The sequence below is a fragment of the Thauera aminoaromatica genome (genome assembly GCF_000021765.1).
GTDB classification, from domain to species: Bacteria; Pseudomonadota; Gammaproteobacteria; order Burkholderiales; family Rhodocyclaceae; genus Thauera; species Thauera aminoaromatica.
In genome coordinates this window covers 3,919,497-3,936,181 of the sequence record NC_011662.2, presented here as the reverse complement: position 1 = coordinate 3,936,181, position 16,685 = coordinate 3,919,497, and the positions used below count along the sequence as shown (strand labels likewise).

The 16,685-nt window shown below is 71.7% G+C and carries 13 protein-coding genes; 6 read left to right on the top strand and 7 right to left on the bottom strand.

Translation table 11 applies throughout. From position 1 onward, the window contains the following. Positions 1-129 precede the first annotated feature (129 nt). From TMZ1T_RS17360 to TMZ1T_RS17350, 3 genes are read left to right on the top strand one after another with little or no spacing between them, the layout of a single operon-like run. Positions 130-927, top strand: a complete 798-nt coding sequence (locus TMZ1T_RS17360) for a (Fe-S)-binding protein (protein ID WP_004313309.1) — start codon at positions 130-132, stop codon at positions 925-927. A gap of 3 nt (positions 928-930) precedes the next feature. Then, positions 931-2,340 (top strand): LutB/LldF family L-lactate oxidation iron-sulfur protein, encoded by a 1,410-nt coding sequence (locus TMZ1T_RS17355; RefSeq protein WP_004313307.1) that lies wholly within the window; start codon positions 931-933, stop codon positions 2,338-2,340. After that, a complete protein-coding gene (locus TMZ1T_RS17350) occupies positions 2,337-2,996 on the top strand; it encodes a LutC/YkgG family protein (RefSeq protein WP_004313305.1) in 660 nt (219 codons plus the stop codon). The genes TMZ1T_RS17355 and TMZ1T_RS17350 overlap by 4 nt, the downstream gene beginning before the upstream one ends. Before the next feature lie 310 nt (positions 2,997-3,306). On the opposite strand, the gene pdxH is transcribed toward TMZ1T_RS17350, so the two are convergent. The 3 genes from pdxH to TMZ1T_RS17335 form a co-directional block, all read right to left on the bottom strand. Beyond that, positions 3,307-3,954, bottom strand: coding sequence for a pyridoxamine 5'-phosphate oxidase (gene pdxH / locus TMZ1T_RS17345; RefSeq protein ID WP_004313303.1), 648 nt, complete (start codon positions 3,952-3,954; stop codon positions 3,307-3,309). A 137-nt stretch (positions 3,955-4,091) separates the two neighbouring features. Beyond that, on the bottom strand, positions 4,092-5,510 hold the full coding sequence (locus tag TMZ1T_RS17340) for an MATE family efflux transporter (RefSeq protein ID WP_012586027.1): 1,419 nt from the start codon (positions 5,508-5,510) through the stop codon (positions 4,092-4,094). Between the two features lie 79 nt (positions 5,511-5,589). Then, positions 5,590-6,828 carry a benzoate/H(+) symporter BenE family transporter gene (locus TMZ1T_RS17335; RefSeq protein ID WP_004313301.1) on the bottom strand — a complete coding sequence of 413 codons (1,239 nt, stop codon included), beginning with the start codon at positions 6,826-6,828 and terminating at the stop codon, positions 5,590-5,592. 117 nt (positions 6,829-6,945) lie between these two features. Here TMZ1T_RS17335 and TMZ1T_RS17330 point away from each other — a divergent pair, with 117 nt between their 5' ends. Beyond that, positions 6,946-7,848, top strand: coding sequence for a LysR family transcriptional regulator (locus tag TMZ1T_RS17330; RefSeq protein WP_012586026.1), 903 nt, complete (start codon positions 6,946-6,948; stop codon positions 7,846-7,848). A gap of 77 nt (positions 7,849-7,925) precedes the next feature. On the opposite strand, the gene TMZ1T_RS17325 is transcribed toward TMZ1T_RS17330, so the two are convergent. The 4 genes from TMZ1T_RS17325 to TMZ1T_RS20685 all read right to left on the bottom strand — a co-directional run bounded on the left by TMZ1T_RS17325 (position 7,926) and on the right by TMZ1T_RS20685 (position 12,428). Continuing rightward, on the bottom strand, positions 7,926-8,558 hold the full coding sequence (locus TMZ1T_RS17325) for a LysE family translocator (RefSeq protein WP_012586025.1): 633 nt from the start codon (positions 8,556-8,558) through the stop codon (positions 7,926-7,928). A gap of 1,760 nt (positions 8,559-10,318) precedes the next feature. Next, the gene (locus TMZ1T_RS17320; protein ID WP_012586024.1) at positions 10,319-11,131 is read right to left on the bottom strand and encodes a hypothetical protein; all 813 of its coding nucleotides are present in this window, start codon (positions 11,129-11,131) and stop codon (positions 10,319-10,321) included. 14 nt (positions 11,132-11,145) lie between these two features. Continuing rightward, complete coding sequence (locus tag TMZ1T_RS17315) at positions 11,146-12,018, bottom strand: hypothetical protein (protein ID WP_012586023.1); 873 nt, start codon at positions 12,016-12,018, stop codon at positions 11,146-11,148. A 230-nt stretch (positions 12,019-12,248) separates the two neighbouring features. Next, positions 12,249-12,428: a hypothetical protein gene (locus TMZ1T_RS20685; protein ID WP_012586022.1), complete on the bottom strand. Its 180-nt coding sequence runs from the start codon at positions 12,426-12,428 to the stop codon at positions 12,249-12,251. Between the two features lie 284 nt (positions 12,429-12,712). Between TMZ1T_RS20685 and TMZ1T_RS17305 the strand changes: the two genes are divergently transcribed. Continuing rightward, entirely contained in the window at positions 12,713-14,011 is a 1,299-nt protein-coding gene (locus tag TMZ1T_RS17305; protein ID WP_004311296.1) for an MFS transporter, read from the top strand. A gap of 335 nt (positions 14,012-14,346) precedes the next feature. Continuing rightward, positions 14,347-16,530 (top strand): 5-histidylcysteine sulfoxide synthase, encoded by a 2,184-nt coding sequence (gene ovoA, locus TMZ1T_RS17300; RefSeq protein ID WP_004311294.1) that lies wholly within the window; start codon positions 14,347-14,349, stop codon positions 16,528-16,530. The last annotated feature ends 155 nt before the right edge of the window (positions 16,531-16,685 follow it).

Sequence of the window (16,685 nt, the reverse complement as noted above, 5' to 3'; positions counted from 1 at the left end):
CGCCGCACCACGAAAAACAATCGTATTCTGTCCGACGTGGCGAGGAGGCGGTGCTGCCGGGGCCTGGCCCCTTCGCGGCGTGCCGAACGCCCGCGGACGATCGCCCGGACAACCTGGAGGAAGACCCCCATGAACGCGCCCCCAAGCGTCTCGCGCTCCGATTCGCGCCCGGTCTCGCCGCGCGTCGCGCTGTTCGCCACTTGCCTGGTGGACGCGATGCGCCCCAGCGTCGGCTTCGCCGCGCTCAAGCTGCTGCGCGATGCCGGCTGCCGGGTCGAGGTGCCGCAGGCGCAGACCTGCTGCGGCCAGCCCGCCTTCAACAGCGGCGACACCGCGCACGCGGCCACGCTGGCACGCCATTTCATCGAGACCTTCGAGGGCTACGACTACGTGGTCGCGCCCTCCGGCTCCTGTATCGGCATGACCAAGGTGCACTACGCCGAGGCGCTCGCCGACGACCCGGCCTGGGCCGAGCGCGCACGCCGCCTGGGCGAGCGCAGCTTCGAGCTGATGAGCTTCCTGGTCGACGTGATGGGCTACGCGCCCGCCGACGTGAAGCTCGACACCAGCTTCACCTACCACGACAGCTGCTCGGGCCTGCGCGAGCTCGGCGTGCACGACCAGCCGCGTGCGCTGCTCGGTCAGGTCGCCGGGCTCACCCTGAAGCCGCTCGAAGGCAACGACGTGTGCTGCGGCTTCGGCGGCACCTTCTGCGTCAAATATGCGGCGATCTCCAACGCGGTCGTCGGCGAGAAGGCCGAGGCCATCGAGCGCAGCGGCGCGCAGCTGCTGCTCGGCGGTGACCTTGGCTGCCTGATGAACATGGCGGGCAAGCTCAAGCGCAAGGGCTCGAACGTGCGCGCCTTCCACGCCGCCGAGGTGCTCGCCGGCATGGGCGGCGGTCCGGCCATCGGCGAGGAGGGCTGAGTCATGGAAGAGGCCACGCTCTCCTTCAAGGCGCGCGCCGAGCGTGCGCTCGCCGACCCCACGCTCAAGATCGCCATCGACCGTACCACCGGCACCGCCGAGCGCAAGCGCGCGGTGGCGATGAGCCAGTTCCCGCAGTTCGAGGCGGCGCGCGAGCGCGGCAAGCGCATCAAGGATCACGTGATCGCCAACCTCGACCACTACCTGCTCGAGTTCGAGCGCAACGCCATCGCCTCGGGCGCCAAGGTGTACTGGGCCGCGACCGCCGAGGAGGCCTCGCAGATCGTCGTGCGCCTGTGCAAGGAGGCGGGCGCGAAGCGCGTGACGCGCGTCAAGTCGATGCTGGGCGAGGAGATCGGCCTGCCGCACGCGCTGGATGAAGCCGGCATCGAGCGCGTCGAGACCGACCTCGCCGAGCACATCGTGCAGTTGGGTGGCGACCGTCCCTCGCACATCGTGTGGCCGTCGATGCACCGCACGCGCGAGCAGGTCTCGGAGATGTTCAAGCGCCTGCACCGCGCGCCGCACCAGGAGGAGACCATCGAGGCCATGGTCGACAGCGCCCGGCGCGAGCTGCGCGACAAGTTCCTGTCGGCGGACGTCGCCATCTCGGGCGCCAATTTCCTGCTCGCCGACACCGGCGCCACCTGCACCGTCACCAACGAGGGCAACGCCGAGCTCACCACCACGCCGCCGCGGGTGCATATCGTCACCGCGGGCATCGAGAAGCTCGTCCCCAGCATGGGCCACGCGATCGCCATGCTGCGCCTGCTGGTGCGCTCGGCCACCGGCGCGGACGTCACCCAATACACCACCTTCCACTGCGGGCCGAAGCAGGCGGGCGATCGCGACGGGCCGGAAGAATTCCACATCGTGCTGGTCGACAACGGCCGCAGCCGCATGCTGCGCGAGGGCATGAAGGAGATGCTGCGCTGCATCCGCTGCGGCGCCTGCATGAACCACTGTGTGGTGTTCCGCCAGCTCGGCGGTCACGTCTATGGCGGTACCTACCCGGGCCCGATGGGCGCGGTGCTGACGCCGGTGTTCGACGGCCTGGAGAAGTCCCGCGACCTGCCGCACGCGTGCACGATGAACGGCAAGTGCCAGGAGGTGTGCCCGGTGGCGATCCCGCTGCCCACCCTGCTGCGCGGCTGGCGCGACCGCTCGTGGCGCGAGGGGCTGGAGCCCGCGGTGGTGCGCTTCGGCCTGGGCATCCACACCTTCGTCGCCAGCCACCCGCGGCTGTACCGCCTGGGCACGGCGATCGCCGTGCGGGTGATGCGGCTCTTCAGCCGCGGCGGGCTCGTGCGCGGCATGCCCGGGCTGGGCGCGTGGACCGCGTACCGCGAGTTCCCCGCGCCGGCGAAGCGCACCTTCATGGAGATGGTCAAGGATCAGGAGAACACACGATGAGCGCGCGCGAAGCCATTCTCAACGCCGTGCGCGGCGGCCTCGGTCACCGCACGGTCGACCCCGCGGCGCGGCGCCGCGAGGCCGACGCCCTGCTCGAGGACCTGCCGGCGATCCGCCCCGGCCTGCTCGCCGACGATCTGGTGGAGGCCTTCATCGCGCGCCTGGTCACCCCCAAGGTCGCGGCCACCGCCGAGCGCATCGCCGACGCGCGCGAGCTGCCGGCCGCGGTGGCGCGCTATCTCGAGGCGCGCGGCCTGCCCGCGGCGATCGCGCTGCAGCCGGCGGCGGTGCTGCAGGCGCTCGACTGGTCGGGCTTCGAGTTGCACGAGCGCGTCGCGCCCGACGAGACCCTGGCGGTGGGCTGCGCGCGCTGGGGCATCGCCGAGACCGGCTCGCTGGTCTTCCATTCGGATGCCGAGACGCCGATCCTCGCCAACTTCCTGCCCCTGCACCACCTGGTGATGGTGCGCGCAAGCACGGTGCTCGCCTACCTCGACGACTACGCGAAGGCCACCGCCGGCCAGCGCCCGCCGCGCAACGTCAACATCATCACCGGCGCGAGCGGCACCACCGACATCGAGGGCAGCCTGGTGCTCGGCGCGCACGGGCCGCGGTATCTGCATGTGGTGGTCGTGGAGGATCTGCCCGCCGCTTGAGTGCGCCGCGCCCGGATTCCGCGCCGCGCCGGCTCATCCGCCGTGATCGCGACTCGCGTCGCTCCTGCGGGAAGCGACGCGGCTTCGGCTGGCCGGTAGGAGCGACGCAAGTCGCGATACAGCGCCCGCACCCCGCGCCGCGCTGGCTCATCCGCCGTGATCGCGACTCGCGTCGCGCCTGCGGGAAGCGACTCGGCTTCGGCTGGCCCGTGGGAGCGACGCAAGTCGCGATACTGCATCCGATCCCCGCACCGTGCTTGCCAGGCCCGATCGCGGCTCGCGCCCTTCCACGACACGCTCCGATGTCCTGCTACGGTGCCAGGCGTTGCCGCGTCCAGCTGCCGTCGGCCTGCAGGCGGTAGGCGATGCGGTCGTGCAGGCGCGAACTGCGGCCCTGCCAGAACTCCCAGTAGTCCGGCACCAGGCGGTAGCCGCCCCAGTGCGGCGGGCGCGGCGGGTTGAGACCGAACTTGAGGCCGTACTCGGCGGCGCGCGAGACGATCGTGCTACGCCCGTCGATGACCTCGCTCTGCGGCGAGGCCCAGGCGCCGATGCGGTGGGCGAGCGGACGGCTGGCGAAGTACGCGTCGGACTCCTCCGCCGACACCTTCTCGACGCGGCCCTCGATGCGCACCACGCGCTCCATCTCCACCCAGTGGAACTGCAGCGCGGCGAAGGGGTGTACCTCGAGCTCGCGCCCTTTGCGGCTGTGATAGTTCGAGTACCACACGATGCCGCGCGCGTCGCAGCCCTTGATCAGCACCGGCCGGGTCGACGGCCGGCCATCCTCGCCGACGGTGGCCACGGTCATCGCGTTGGGTTCGGGCAGCCCGCGCTCGAGCGCCTGCGACAGCCAGGCCTCGAACTGCCTCGAGGGCTCGCTCGCCGAGTCGTGCTCTTCCAGCGTGCCTTGTTCGTAGCTCTTGCGCAGATCGGACAGGGGAGTGTGCTTGCTCATCGTTCTTTCCAGGGGATGCCGGGGGAAGTCACCAGGCTCCATTGTCGCCAAATCGTCCCCCCGCGCGTCAGGATTCTCCCATGCAGGAGCGGCGCAAGCCGCGAACACGGCGGTTCGCCAATCGACGCACGTCGCAATCACCACCGCCGCATTCGCGCCTCGCGGCGCTCCTGCACGGCTGCTTCGCGCACGTGGCGGCGGGAGACCGCGCGCAGCAGGGCGCCGAAGAGCAGGGTGGCGGCCAGCGTCGCCAGGACGCAGGCTTCCCAGAAGCCGGCCACCGTCGGCGCGCTGGCGCGCCAGGGGGCGTGGAAGCTGAGCCAGTAGCCGCCCGCCAGCCCGATGCCCCAGAAGCACAGGCTGTGCACCAGCATCGGCAGCAGCGTGACCTTGTAGCCGCGCAGGGCGTGGGCGGCGACGGTCTGCAGGGCGTCGAAGCACTGGTAGAGCAGCAGCCATACCACCAGCCCGAGCGCGACCGCCTGCACCGCCGGGTCGGCGGACGAGAACGCCACCAGCGGCTCGCGCAGCATCCACAGCAACGCACCCACCAGCAGCGAGAAGCCGAGCGCGAGGCTCATCCCCAGCCGCGCGGTGCGGCGCGCGCGGCGCCAGTCCTGCGCGCCGGCCGACTGCCCCACCAGCACCATGGTGGCGATCGACAGCGACAGCGGCAGCATGTAGATCATGCCGGTGAAGTTGGCGATGACGCGGTGCCCGGCCACCGTCTCGGTGCCGAGGCGGGCGGCGAGGATGGCGATCAGGGTGAAGGAGCTGATGTCGATGAAGGTCGACACCCCCATCGGCAGGCCGAGCCGCAGCAGCTGGCCGAGCGCCTGCGCGCGCGGCGCCTGCCAGGCGTGGAAGAGGCGATAGGGTTTGTAGGCCGGGTTGAAGACCAGGTAGGCGAAGCCGCAGCTGAGCGCGATCCAGTGCACCGTCGCGGTCGATACGCCGCAGCCGGTGCCGCCCATCGGCGCGAAGCCGAGCGCGCCGTTGGTGAGCGCCCAGGCGAGCGGGATGTGGACAGACATGGTGATCGCGCTGATCGCCATCAGCACGCGCGGGCGCCCGACCGCGTTGTTGAAGGCGTAGAAGCTGCGGTAAAGCAGCAGTGCGGGCAGGCCGAAGGCGGTCGCGGCGAGGTAGTCGGCGGCCTTGGCGGCGACCGCGGGCGGCACGCTCGCCGCCTCGAGCAGGAAGCCCGGGTTGAGCAGCAGTGCGATGCCGGGGCCGGCGAGCAGCAGCGCGAGCCAGAAGCCCTGCTGCAGCGCGGGGGCGATCGCCTCCTGGCGGCCGGCGCCGACGTGGTGTGCGATCGTCGGCGAGATCGCCTGCAGGGTGCCGGTGAGCAGCATCACCACCGAGATGTAGTAGCTGCTGCCGATGGCGACGCCGGCGAGGTCCGCGGTGCCGTAGCGCCCGGCGATCACGGTGTCCGCCACCATCATCGTCATCGACAGCAGCTGGGCGATCAGGATCGGCCACGCCAGGTGGAGCAGCTGCCCGACGATGGCACGGGTGCCGGTGGGGGAGGCGGAGGTGGAGGGGGGCATGGAGGGGTGGCGCCGGCGGGCCCCCGGAGAGGGGCTCGCCGCACCGGAATGCAGGTGGGGGCAGGCCTGCCGCGGCGGCTCAGGCGCGGTTGGCGAGCGCGGTGAAGTCGTGCTTTTCCATCAGCCAGGATACGCCGAAGCCGGCGACCAGGCCCCAGAAGGCGGCGCCGATGTTGAACATGCCGATGTCGGCGACGGTGACGATCAGGCTCACCAGCGCGCCGAGCGTGAACTTGCCGCCGCCGAACGAGCCCAGGAAGGCGGCCTGCAGCACCCGCAGCATGGCCAGGCCGCCGAGCACCATGATGAACTCCTTGGGAGCGGCCAGCATCAGGCCGGTGAAGGTCGGCGCCAGCAGGCCGAACAGGACGCCGAAGAGCCCGAAGGTGAGCGCGGCGGTGTACTGGCGGTCCATCCTGCCCGAGGAGGTCATCAGCGCATTGCTGGGGCCGGTCAGGCAGGTGCTGACCGCGCCGACCATCGCGCTGAAGAACGCCCCGACGCCGCACGCGACGGCAATCGCATTGACCGGCGGCTCATGCTGGGCGCCCCTCAGCACCGCGGTCCCCTGGCCGTTCTGCACCACGAGCACGGTGATCGCCAGCGGCACGACCAGCTCGACCAGCGCCCCCAGCGACCATACCGGGGCCTGCACCACCGGCTGGGCGAAGGCGAGGCTGCCGAGCGTCGAGGTGTCGACACGACCGAGCGCACCGATCAGCAGCGCGCCGATCAGTAAGGCGCCGATCACCGGCGGCATGCGCTTCGCCCACGCCGGACTCGCCGACAGCAGCAGGAAGGCGATGATCATCGGCGCGGCGATCGCCACGTCGCTGTCGAGCGCGCGCACGATGTCCAGCCCGAAGCGCAGGAACACCCCCGCCACCATGCCCATCACGATCGGCATCGGCAGCGCCGACATCACCCGCTTGACCCAGCCGCTGGCGCCCATCACCAGCACCAGCAGGCTGGTCGCGTAGAAGGCGCCGATCACTTCGGCGAAGCTCAGGTGCTGCAGCGCGGGACCGACCAGCACGGTGCCGGGGATCGTCCACGCAAAGCCGAGCGGCATCCGGTAGCGCAGGCTCATCGTGAGCGTGACCAGGCCATTCACGAAGAACACGCCGAACACCCAGGAGGCCAGCTCGGCCTGGCTGAGGCCGCCGCGGGTCCCCACGGACAGGATCACGGCGAGCGGACCGGTCGCCGAAAAGATGAAGGCGATCAGGCCGTTGGCGAAATAGGTCAGGCCGAAGTCGTCGAGGATGCGGCGCAGCCCCGGGGCGGGGCCGGCGGGGCGTTCGAGGTGGGCGAGCATGGCGTTCGAGGGGGCTGGGGTCGAGGGTGTCGGGCTGTGGATGATCGCTGTTTGCTATCGACAGATAAAGACGCATAAAACAACTACACTATTTGGTTTATACGAATAATCGCCGCCATGGATCGTCTGCAGGCCATGCGCCTCTTCACCCGCATCGTCGAGCTCGGCAGCTTCAGCCGCGCCGCCGAGCAGCTCGGCCTGCCGCGCGCGTCGGCGACGCAGATCATCCAGCAGCTCGAGGCCCGCCTCGGCGTGCGCCTGCTCGCGCGCACCACGCGGCAGGTCACCCCGACCGTGGACGGCGCGGGCTACTACCGGCGCTGCCTGCGCATCCTCGCCGACCTCGACGACGCCGAGGCCGAGTTCTCGCAGGCCGCGCATCACCCGCAGGGGCGCATCCGCATCGACCTGCCCGACTCCTTCTGCCGGCTGCTGCTGATCCCGGCCCTGCCCGACTTTTACACGCGCTATCCGCTGGTCCGCATCGAGATCAGCGTCGGCGACCGCCAGATCGACCTGATCCGCGAGGGCGTGGACTGCGTGCTGCGCATCGGCGAGCTCGGCGACGTGCCGCTGCACGCGCGCCGGCTCGGACGCCTGCGCCAGGTGACGTGCGCGAGCGCGGGCTACCTCGCGCAGCATCCGCTGCCGCAGGGCCTCGAGGACCTGGAGGCGCACTGGATGGTGGATTACGTCTCCGCCTCCACCGCGAAGTCGCTGCCGCTGGAGTTCGAGGTGGAGGGCCGCATCGAGCTGCGCAGCCTGCGCTCGCGGCTGGCGGTGAACAACGGCGGTGCCTACGTGGCCGCCTGTGCGGCCGGCTTCGGTATCGTCCAGGTGCCCGACTACCACGTGCGCGAGCCGCTGGAGCAGGGTCGCTTCGTCGAGATCCTGCCCGCGTTCCCGCCGCCCGTGCTGCCGGTGCACGCGCTCTACCCGGCGGACCGGCCCTTGTCCGCGCGTGTGCGGGTGTTCATCGACTGGCTGGCGGAGCGTTTCGGCGGAGTGGCGGCAGGCTGATGAGCCGGGCGCGTCCGCCCTGTCGTGCGCGAGTGCCCGTTCGCCGCGTTCGCGTCCGCGGAGGACCTGCCGCCCGATCAGCCCGGCTGCGTCACCGCGAGGCGCACGCCGAAGCCGACGAAGACCAGCCCGGTGAGCCGATCCAGACCGGCGATCACCGCCGGACGGCGCAGCACCGGGGCGATGCGGCGCGCGAGTGCGATCAGGAGGGCGAACCAGAGCAGGGACATGAGCACGTGGATGGTGGCGAGCAGGAAGATGAAGCTCGCCACCTGCACTCCGGCCGGCACGAACTGTGGCAGCAGGGTCAGGTAGAAGATGCCGACCTTGGGGTTGAGCAGATTGGTGAGGAAGCCGGCGGCGAAGGCCGCGCCCGGCGTGCCGCCGCCGTCGCCCGCGGCGCCGGGATCGGCCTCCGCCCGGCGCGGGGCGAGCAGCAGGCGGGCGCCGAGCCAGCCGAGGTAGAGCGCGCCGATCCAGCGCAGCGCGTCGAAGAGCAGGGTCGAGGTGGTGATCAGCGCGGCCAGCCCGAGCGCGACCGCGCCGCCCCAGATCAGGCAGCCCGCGGCGATGCCGAGCGCGGCGCCGGCGGCGCGGCGGGGGTCGCCGGCGATCGCGGTGCGCAGGACGAGGGCGGTGTCTACGCCCGGCGTGGCGGCGAGCAGCGCCGCGGCGAGCGAAAAGGCGAGCAGGCTCTGGGTGACGGTCATCGGGGGGATCCGTGCGACAAGACGCGGGGCGGGCCGTGGACGGGGGCGGCAGCGCGCAGCGGGCGGAGGATTGCGGGTTGCGGCGCAGATCGCGCCAAGACGTGCGATTGTATCCCCACCGTCCCGACAACCCACCCCATCCGCAAGCCTCCTCCCCCGCGCGCAGTCTGCAGGAGCGACGCAAGTCGCGATCGGGCGGTCGAATTGCCGGGCGCTCCCGGAGCGGTCGCAATCGCGACTTGCGTCGCTCCCACGGAAACCGTCACGCCTGCGGTGCCGCGCCGCGATCGCGACTCGCGTCGCTCCCGCAAGACCCGCCGCGCTGCCGGGCCCGCGTCGTAGGAGCGACGCAAGTCGCGATCGGGCGGTCGAATTGCGTGGGCGCTCCCGGAGCGGTCGCAATCGCGACTTGCGTCGCTCCCACGGAAGCCGTCACGCCTGCGGTGCCGCGCCGCGATCGCGACTTGCGCCGCTCCCGCAAGACCCGCCGCGCCGCCGGGCCCGCGTCGTAGGAGCGACGCAAGTCGCGATCGGGCGGTCGAATTGCGTGGGCGCTCCCGGAGCGGCCGCAATCGCGACTTGCGTCGCTCCCACGGAAACCGTCACGCCTGCGGTGCCGCGCCGCGATCGCGACTCGCGCCGCTTCCGCAAGACCCGCCGCGCTGCCGGGCCCGCGTCGTAGGAGCGACGCAAGTCGCGATCGGGTGGTCGAATTGCGCGGGCGCTCCCGGAGCGGTCGCAATCGCGACTTGCGTCGCTCCCACGGAAGCCGTCACGCCTGCGGTGCCGCGCCGCGCCGCGCCGCGATCGCGACTCGCGCCGCTTCCGCAAGACCCGCCGCGCCGCCGGGCCCGCGTCGTAGGAGCGACGCAAGTCGCGATCGGGCGGTCGAATTGCGCGGCGCTTCCGGAGCGGCCGCAATCGCGACTTGCGTCGCTCCCACGGAAACCGTCACGCCTGCGGTGCCGCGCCGCGATCGCGACTCGCGCCGCTCCCGCAAAACCCGCCGCGCCGCCGGGCCCGCGTCGTAGTAGCGACGCAAGTCGCGATCGGGCGGTCGAATTGCGCGGCGCTTCCGGAGCGGCCGCAATCGCGACTTGCGTCGCTCCCACGGAAACCGTCACGCCTGCGGTGCCGCGCCGCGATCGCGACTCGCGCCGCTTCCGCAAGACCCGCCGCGCCGCCGGGCCCGCGTCGTAGGAGCGACGCAAGTCGCGATCGGGCGGTCGAATTGCGCGGCGCTTCCGGAGCGGCCGCAATCGCGACTTGCGTCGCTCCCACGGAAACCGTCACGCCTGCGGTGCCGCGCCGCGATCGCGACTCGCGCCGCTCCCGCAAGACCCGCCGCGCTGCCCAGCCCGCGTCGTAGGAGCGACGCAAGTCGCGATCGGGCGGTCGAATTGCGCGGGCGCCTCCGGAGCGGTCGCAATCGCGACTTGCGTCGCTCCCACGGAAGCCGTCACGCCTGCGGTGCCGCGCCGCGATCGCGACTCGCGCCGCTCCCGCAAGACCCGCCGCGCCGCCGGGCCCGCGTCGTAGGAGCGACGCAAGTCGCGATCGGGCGGTCGAATTGCGTGGGCGCTCCCGGAGCGGCCGCAATCGCGACTTGCGTCGCTCCCACGGAAACCGTCACGCCTGCGGTGCCGCGCCGCGATCGCGACTCGCGTCGCTCCCGCAAGACCCGCCGCGCTGCCGGGCCCGCGTCGTAGGAGCGACGCAAGTCGCGATCGGGCGCGCCGGGTGCGGCGGGGCGCGAGGTTTCACGCGCGCCGGCGCATCGTCTCGTTGGCGGCCTCGGCGGCCGGATGGAGCAGGCCGAGGCTGCGCAGGCGCGCGGCGCTCCAGCCGTGGCCGAGCAGGATCATGCGGGTGTCGAGTTCGGCTGCACGCGTCGGGGCGACGCTGGCGCCGAGGTCGTGCATGCGCTTGGTGCGCAGCGCGACCCAGCGCAGGGGGTGGCGGCGGGCGAGGGCGTGCCACAGCGCGTGCGCGCCGGCGGACTGGCGGGCGCCGCTGACCAGACAGAAGCCGCGCCCGAGCGCCCAGTCATACACCGCGCTGGCGATGCCGCGGCCCTGGTAGGCGGGGGCGTACTTGGAGTGCGGTGAGCGCACGTGGCGGTCGGTGCGGCGGTCGACCTCGATCAGGCGGTTGAACACCGTGTAGCCGGCGAGGCACCCACGCGCGACGTCTTCCACATAGACGTAGTGCTCGCCGTCGGCCTCGCGGTGGTGGAAGACCAGGTCGGGCAGCAGCGTGGGCAGGCGGGTGCAGGCGTGCAGGGCGTCGCCGGGGGTGTGGAGCCGGCCGTGGAGGGTGTCGAGTTCGGCCTCGATGGCAGTGTCGGGCGGGCTCACGTCGATGCGCAATTCCATGCGCGGCGGCCGCAGCATGCGACGCAGGACGGTAGCGAGCGCAGTGCCGAGTGCGGTGCGCAAGGCCACGGCCGGCCCGGCAACGAACGGCGGCGGCTGCGGGAAGGCCAGCACCGAGCGCGGTGAGAGGCTGGCGCGGTGGGAGAGCGGGGTGTGGCGGGCGGGCAGGCCGCGCAGGTGCAGGGCGAGAGTGTTCATGACGCGTCCTCCGTTCAGCACGGCGAGGGGCCGGCCCACCAGCCGCTCATCAGGCCCTCGGGGCGCTGCGGCGCGCTCACTCGCGCGCTCGCCTCCCAGGCTTCCATCTGCACGTCGAGACCGGCGAATACGCCATAGCCGGTGCCGGCACGGATCGCCTCGCCCGCCGCCAGGCTCTCGCCGGCACGGATCGCGCCCGCAGCGGCGATCACGCCGCCGGCCTTGATGCCCCAGCCGGCCTCGAGGTGCATGCCGGAACGGATCGAGCCGCCCGCGGCGATGCCCTGTGCGGCGCGCAAGGTGTTCTCGACCTGGATGTCGCCGCCCGCCTGCAGGCCCTTGGCGCAGCGCACGCCCTCTTCGGCCTGCAGGTCGAGGCCGACGTACGCGTTGCCGGCGACGCGCATGCGCCCGCCGCAGCGCAGGTCCCAGCCGGTGCGCAGATCGCCGTCGCAGCGCAGCTCGCCCGCGCAGTCCACGCCCCAGCCCACGCGCAGGTCGCCGCCGATCTGGAGGCCGGCCTCGGCGCGCACGCTGCCTTCCACACGCAGGTCGGCGCCGATGTGGACTTCGCCACCCGCGCGCACCCCGGCACCGGCCTGCAGCGAGCGGCCGACACGCAGCACACCGTCGACGTCCACGCCGCCGCGCACCTCGAGGGTGCCGGCGAACACGATCGCGTCGGCCTCGATCGCGTCGACCACGCGCAACTCGTCGGTGGGGCCGAACTGCTCGAGCAGCCAGCAGGCGTCGCCGACGCGGCCGGCGGCGACCATCTCGTCGAGCATGGCCTGGTAGTCGCCGCCTTCGCCGAACTGGCGGACGAACCAGCGGAATCCATCGGTACAGGGCCGCTTCGCCCTGACGAAACTTCTTGTGAGAACCATCGCATCACCCTCGTGCATCGCATCGCCACGCGGCGGGCGTGGCGTTCCGGGTGCAGCCCCGTGGGGCAGTGCCGATGGCCGGGAGGATCCGGATGGACCGCGGCCGGACCGCCAGCCTGGTCGATGAGCGGTCGATGGGCGGGAAGCTGGAGAAAGACCCGCGGCGGCTGCACGTTGAACGGGAGGCGCGGCGTGCGCGTCCCGGGCAAGGTGCCGTGCGGGGGTGGGGCTCAGCCCCTTTGGTGGCCCCGCACGGCCTGGGAAAGCACGGCGGGAGACCCTGTGACCTTGAATGCGAGCTGGGTCGCGAGATCGCGCAGCGGCGACACGATGCCGCGCGCACGCACACGCACGCCCGCGCGCAACGCGGCGCGACGATGGGCGGAACGAAGGCGGGCGGGCAGGGTCATGCGGCGCTCGATCGGTGGAAAGAGGCGACATTGTAGGCCAGGAGGTGGGGCATTGTCCCCCCCGCCCGGTCCGCGCCGCCCCGGCTCGGCGGATTCGGCGCCGAAGATCGCGAATGCGCCGCTCCTTCGGCAAGGATGCATCCCGCGTCGCCCCGGGGCAGGTGACGCGGCGGCGGTGGCGACCGGGCCCATTTCCGATTACCTTGCCGGGCGATGAAGACTCCCGCCAATCCCATCTCCGCGAGCGGCCGCACGGCGCTTGCCCATTTCCGCGAGGCCGCACGATGAGCGGCCAGTTCCGCCTGCTGCGGGAGCGCCGCTTCCTGCCCTTCTTCCTGACCCAGTTCCTCGGCGCCTTCAACGACAACGTCTACAAGAACGCGCTGGTGGTGCTGATCACCTTCCAGGCCGCGCGTCTGGGGGCGGACTCGCCCGGGGTGCTGGTGAACCTCGCCGCGGGTGTCTTCATCCTGCCCTTCTTCCTGTTCTCGGCCACCGCCGGCCAGCTCGCCGACAAGTACGAGAAGAGCCGCCTGATCCGCGCCACCAAGCTGCTCGAGATCGCCGTGATGGCGCTTGCGGTGGTCGGCTTCGCCCTGATGTCGCTGCCGCTGCTGCTCGTCGTGCTGTTCCTGATGGGGGCGCAGTCGGCACTGTTCGGGCCGGTCAAGTACGCGATCATCCCGCAGCAGCTCGCCGACGACGAGCTGGTGGGCGGCAACGCGCTGGTGGAGGCGGCGACCTTCGTCGCCATCCTCGCCGGCACCATCGTCGGCGGCCTGCTGGTGGCGGGGGATGCCGGGCCCGGCCGTGTGGCGGTCGCGGTGCTCGCGATCGCGCTGCTCGGCTGGTGGTCCAGCCGCGCCATCCCGCCCGCGGCGGCGGCCGACCCCGGGCTGCGGGTGAACTGGAACCCGGTGACGCAGACGCGCGAGATGCTGCGCTTCATGCTCGAGGCGCGCGCGGTCTTCGTCGCCATCGTCGGCATCTCGTGGTTCTGGTTCTACGGTGCCGTGTTCCTGTCGCAGTTTCCCGGCTTCGCCGCGGATCATCTCCGCGGCGACGAGCGCGCGGTGACGCTGCTGCTGGCGCTGTTCTCGGTCGGCATCGGCGCGGGCTCGCTGTTGTGCGGGCGCCTGTCGCGCGGGCGGGTGGAGCCGCGCATGGTGCTGCCGGGGGCGATCGGGCTGAGCCTGTTCGCGCTCGACCTGTGGTGGGCGAGCCCGGCGGCGGGCGCCTTCCCGCCCGGCCAGGGGCTGGATACGCTGTTTGCCCGCGCCGAGGTGTGGCGGGTGGTGTTCGACCTCGTGATGATCGGGGTGTGCGGCGGCTTCTTCATCGTGCCGCTGTATGCGCTCGTGCAGCAGCGCTCCGCGCCGGCGCACCGCGCGCGCGTGATCGCCGGCAACAACATCCTCAACGCGCTCTTCATGGTTGCCGCCGCGGCGATGGGCATCGGGCTGCTGGCCGCGGGCTTCGCGGTGCCGCAGCTCTTCCTGGCCACGGCCTTGCTCAACGCGCTGGTCGCCGCGCTGCTGTTCGCCCGCGAGCCCGCCTTCCGCCAGCGCGGCGGCCCCCCGTAGGAGCGACGCGAGTCGCGATCGCAGCGCTCGATCGGCGAGGGCGCGAAAGTTCTGGGCGGCCTGATCGCGACTTGCGTCGCTCCCACAAAACCACCGCATCCGGTGCGAGCGGTAGGCGCGACGCAAGTCGCGATTCGAAAATGCGACCGCATCCGGTGTGAGCGGTAGGAGCGACGCGAGTCGCGATCGCGGCGCGGGCTGAGGCACGGCGCCGGCTGGAGGATCGGAGATCGCGGCTCGTGTCGCTGCTGCGCAGGATGCCGGCCCACGCTACATTCCCGCGCCGAAACGTGGAAAGATGCAGCCCATCCGTCCCAATGACGAGGACCCCCGCAATGAACCCCGCATCGCAAGCGACCCCTGGCGACCGTCCTTCCCCCGCTTCCTCTTCCGCCGGCAGCCCTGCGCCCCTCTTCCCGCGCACCCCGCTGCTCTCCGGCACCGATGTCGAGGCCAAGCGCGCCGAGCTGCTGCATTACTTCCACGCCACCTTCGACCGCTACGAGTCGCTGTTCGAGGTGCTCACCTGCGACGAGGCCTACTACCGGAAACCGATCAGCCTGCGCCACCCGCTGATCTTCTACTTCGGCCACACCGCCACCTTCTTCATCAACAAGTTCATGCTCGCCGGCCTGATCGAGCAGCGCATCGACCCGCGCCTGGAATCCATGTTCGCCGTCGGCGTCGACGAGATGAGCTGGGACGACCTCGACGACGCGCGCTACGACTGGCCGAGCGTGGCCGAAGTGGCCGCCTACCGGGGCAAGGTGCGCGCGGTGGTCGAGCGCGTGATCCGCGACACGCCCTTCACCTTGCCGATCGGCTGGAAGGACCCGTTCTGGGCGGTGGTGATGGGCATCGAGCACGAGCGCATCCACCTCGAGACCTCCTCGGTGCTGATGCGCCAGCACGCCCTGCAGTACGTGAAGCCGCATCCCGCCTGGCAGCCCTGCGCCGAGCATGGCGAGCCGCCCGCCAACGACCTGGTCGACATCCCCGCGGGCACGGTCACGCTCGGCCGCAGCTTCGACGAGCCGATCTACGGCTGGGACAACGAGTACGGCACGCACCGCGCCGAGGTGCCGGCCTTCCAGGCCGCCCGCCATCTGGTGACCAATCGCGAATACCTCGGCTTCGTCGAGGCCGGCGGCTACGCCGACGACAGCGTCTGGGACGAGGAGGGCCTGGGCTGGCGCAGGTTCGCCCGCGCCGAGCATCCGACCTTCTGGGTCCCCGACGCCGCGGGCTGGAAGCTGCGCCTGATGACCGAGGAAGTGCCGATGCGCTGGGACTGGCCGGTGGAGGTCAACTGTCTGGAGGCGCGCGCCTTCTGCCGCTGGAAAGCGCGCGAGACCGGCCAGCCGGTGCGCCTGCCCACCGAGGACGAGTGGAACCGCATCCACGACCACGCGGGCCTCGCCGATGTGCCGCACGACGCCCCCGCCAACGCCAACCTGCATCTGGACCACTGGGCCTCGAGCTGTCCGGTGACGCGCTTCGCCCACGGCGAGCTCTTCGACGTGGTCGGCAACGTCTGGCAATGGTGCGAGACCCCGACCTATCCCTTCGACGGCTTCGACGTGCACCCGATCTACGACGACTTCACCACGCCGACCTTCGATGACCGCCATGCCATCATCAAGGGCGGCAGCTGGATTTCCGCCGGCAACGAGTCGCGCCACGCCTCGCGCTACGCCTTCCGCCGCCATTTCTTCCAGCACGCGGGCTTGCGCTACGTCGTCAGCGAGGCGCCGGTTATCAACCCGGCCTCGAGCTACGAGACCGACACCCTGCTGTCGCAGTACGCCGAGTTCCACTACGGCGACGAGGCCTTCGGCGTGCCCAACTTCCCGAAGGCGCTCGCCGACATCGCGATCGCGGCCCAGCGCCGCTTCGGCAAGGGCCGCTTCGGCCGCGCGCTCGACCTCGGCTGCGCCACCGGTCGCGCCAGCTTCGAGCTGGCGCGCGCCTTCGAGCGCGTGGTCGGCATCGACTTCTCGGCGCGCTTCATCCAGGCTGGCGTCAAGCTCGCCGAGACCGGCGTGCTGCGCTACACGATGCCCGACGAGGGCGAGCTGGTCACCTACCACGAGCGCCGGCTCGACGCCCTCGGGCTGGCCGGGACCGCCGGCCGCGTCGAGTTCTGGCAAGGCGACGCGTGCAACCTCAAGGACGTGTTCACCGGCTTCGACCTCATCCTCGCCGCCAACCTGATCGACCGCCTGTACAGCCCGCGCCGCTTCCTCGCCGACGTGCCGCGGCGGCTCAAGCCCGGCGGCCTGCTGCTGCTCGCCTCGCCCTACACCTGGCTGGAAGAGCACACCAAGCGCGAGGAGTGGATCGGCGGCTTCAAGAAGGATGGCGAGTCGTACACGACCCTCGACGGGCTCAAGGACCTGCTCGCCACCGACTTCGAGCTGGTGCAGGGGCCGCAGGCGGTGCCCTTCGTGATCCGCGAGACACGGCGCAAGCACCAGCACACGCTGTCGGAGCTGACCGTCTGGAGGAAGCGCTCCTGAGCCTCCCCGCCGCGCTCGTCCGTCGTGCCATGCGGCGGGGCGCGGCCGGCTTGCAAGCCCACGACCGCGGGCTATGCTGGAAGCGTGACCCGCATGGCGGTGCTCCCGGAGGGCCGGGGATCGTCACCGGGCGAAGCGCCCACGGTGGCTTCCGC